Source organism: Dyella sp. 01L423 (genome assembly GCF_056399945.1).
In genome coordinates, this window is the sequence record NZ_JBFTSI010000028.1 from 1 (window position 1) to 627 (window position 627).

The window sequence follows — 627 nt, forward strand, 5'->3', positions numbered from 1 at the left end:
GCTCCATCAGGTCCGCGATGCGGACCAGCAGGACCTCATCGCGGCCCGCCACCACCGTGCCTTCGCCGCCGTCGCCGACGGCAGGATCATTACTGCTGTAGCGATTGTCGAGCAGGCTGTCGCGGAATTCCTGGAGCGCGTCGCGCTGCTCCTCGCTCAGGTGCTCGAGCCGGCGCAATTGGATCCGGGCGTCGAGCAGACCTTCCCAGCTCGAGAAGTTCTTCTGGGTGCTGAGCAGGGCGCGTTGCCAGCGGTCCAGCTGGCGAGTGAGTGGCGCGCGCAGGTCGAGGTAGCGGTCCACCATCGCATTGAGCAGCCGCAGCATCAGGTCCTCGGGTCGCGTGGGCGGCCGCACGCCATGCACGAGCGGCGTCTGGCCATTGGCGCGCGCGGAGACGGGGCGAGGGGCGCCGCATAGTTCGAGCAGCCGCTGCCGGACCTGGTCGACGGTCCGGGAGGGCCCGGGGCGCACCGTCACCAGCACGCTGTCGAAGACGAAGAAGGTCACGGGCTGGGTGTCGATGCGGGCCAGCGCCGGCAGGAAGCCGGCCGGATACTTGCGCGCGGGCTTCTGCGGCGCGGCGGCGGGTGGCGCAGCAGGCGCCACTGGCACGGTTGCCGCAGGCG

At 71.0% G+C, this 627-nt stretch carries 1 protein-coding gene; it reads right to left on the reverse strand.

Annotated elements, in window-relative coordinates; translation table 11 throughout:
• On the reverse strand, positions 1–627 hold a 627-nt coding region (locus tag AC1DMY_RS20885), incomplete at both ends, for a CorA family divalent cation transporter (protein ID WP_477166756.1).